At 68.7% G+C, this 1,757-nt stretch carries 2 protein-coding genes; one reads left to right on the top strand and one right to left on the bottom strand.

Translation table 11 applies throughout. From position 1 onward, the window contains the following. The coding region (gene glgP / locus LQV45_RS29960) for an alpha-glucan family phosphorylase (protein WP_230010813.1) at positions 1-1,484 on the top strand (1,484 nt) is incomplete at its 5' end. 45 nt (positions 1,485-1,529) lie between these two features. On the opposite strand, the gene LQV45_RS29955 is transcribed toward glgP, so the two are convergent. After that, positions 1,530-1,757, bottom strand: a 228-nt coding sequence (locus LQV45_RS29955) for a barstar family protein (protein ID WP_230010810.1), incomplete at its 5' end; no start/stop codon positions are given.

Raw genomic sequence — 1,757 nt, 5'->3', positions numbered from 1 at the left:
TGCGGCTGGCCCAGCGGGCCAACGGTGTGGCCAAACTGCACGGCGTGGTCTCGCGCGGGATGTTCTCCGCCCTCTGGCCGGGCTTCGACCACTCCGAAATCCCCATCACCTCCGTCACCAACGGCGTGCACGTCCCCACTTGGGTGGACCCCCGCATCGCCGCGCTGGCGCGGGACCACTTCGGTGCCGAGGCGGAGGCGCAGGGCCGGTGGGACCTGGCCTACAACGTCACCGACGAGGACCTCTGGGCGTTGCGGCGCGAGATGCGGGTGTCCCTGGTCGAGGATGTCCGGCGCCGGCTCCGGGCCGCGTGGAAGAAGCGCGGCGCGGCCGACGCCGAGCTGGCGTGGACGGACTCCGTCCTGGACCCGGACGTCCTGACCATCGGCTTTGCCCGCCGCGTGCCGACCTACAAGCGGCTGACCCTGATGCTGCGCGACCCGGAACGGCTCAAGGCGCTGCTGCTGCACAAGACGCACCCCATTCAGCTGGTCATCGCAGGGAAGTCCCACCCGGCGGACGATGCCGGCAAGAAGATGATCCAGGACCTCGTCCGGTTCACCGACGACCCCGCCGTGCGGCACCGGATCGCGTTCCTGCCCAACTACGACATCGCCATGGCCCGGACCCTGTTCCCCGGCTGTGATGTGTGGCTGAACAACCCGCTGCGCCCCCTGGAGGCCTGCGGTACCTCCGGCATGAAGGCTGCCCTGAACGGTTCGCTGAACCTCTCGGTCATGGACGGCTGGTGGGATGAGATGTACGACGGCGAGAACGGCTGGGCGATCCCGACCGCCAACAACGACGCCTCCCCGGAGGAACGCGACGACATCGAGGCGGCGGCACTGTACGAGCTGCTCGAAACGCAGGTGGCGCCGCGGTTCTACGGGCTGACCGTGTCCGACGCCGCGGGCGCTGCCGGACCGTCCCAGCCCGGCCCGCAGGCCGTTCCTACGCACTGGGTCTCGATGATCAAGCACACCATGTCCCACCTGGGCCCGGCGGTTTCCGCGGAACGGATGCTCCGGGACTACGTCAACGTCCTGTACCGGCCCGCCGCGATCGCAGGGCGCCACGCTGTGGCGGACAACTACGCCCAGGCCAAGGCCCTGGCGGCATGGAGCTCACGGGTCCGGGCCGCATGGCCGCACATCCAGGTCGAACACGTCGACTCGGTGGGGGTCTCCGAGGACCCGCAGATCGGCGATCTGCTGCAGGTAAATGCATACGTGGCGCTGCGTGAGCTCTCACCGGACGACGTCTATGTTGAGGTGGCCTACGGCCGGGCCGAGGACACCGACGAGCTGACGGACATCACGGTCGCGGAGCTCAAGGCCGCCGAAGACCTCGGCAAGGGCCGGCACCTCTTCAGCGGCACGCTGGTGATCGACCGTTCGGGGTCCTTCGGCTACACCGTGCGTGTGCTCCCCAAGAACGATGCCCTGGCCTCAAAAGCGGAGCTGGGCCTGATCGTCAACGCCTGACCGTCACCGCGGCCTGACCGTCACCGCGTGGCGTGCTAGCTCTCTTTAGAGGCAGACGGCGATGACGTCCAGGCTCTTGCCGGCGTAGCCTTCGGCGTCCTGCAGCGTTTCGCAGATGACGCCGAAGGAGCGGTCCGCGCGGAGCGCGGCGGGCACCTGCCAGATGAACGTGACAGGGGCCTCGCCGTCGTCTGTCACGGCATCCGCGACGTCGTGCAGCGAATCGTGCAGGGCATCCAGGTCTGTGCCGTAGTCCTCGGGGACGTCCAGGAG

It is taken from the genome of Microbacterium sp. Bi128, from assembly GCF_918698205.1.
Note: the sequence above shows the minus strand (reverse complement) of the source record. Positions and strands in the feature narration are given on the sequence as shown.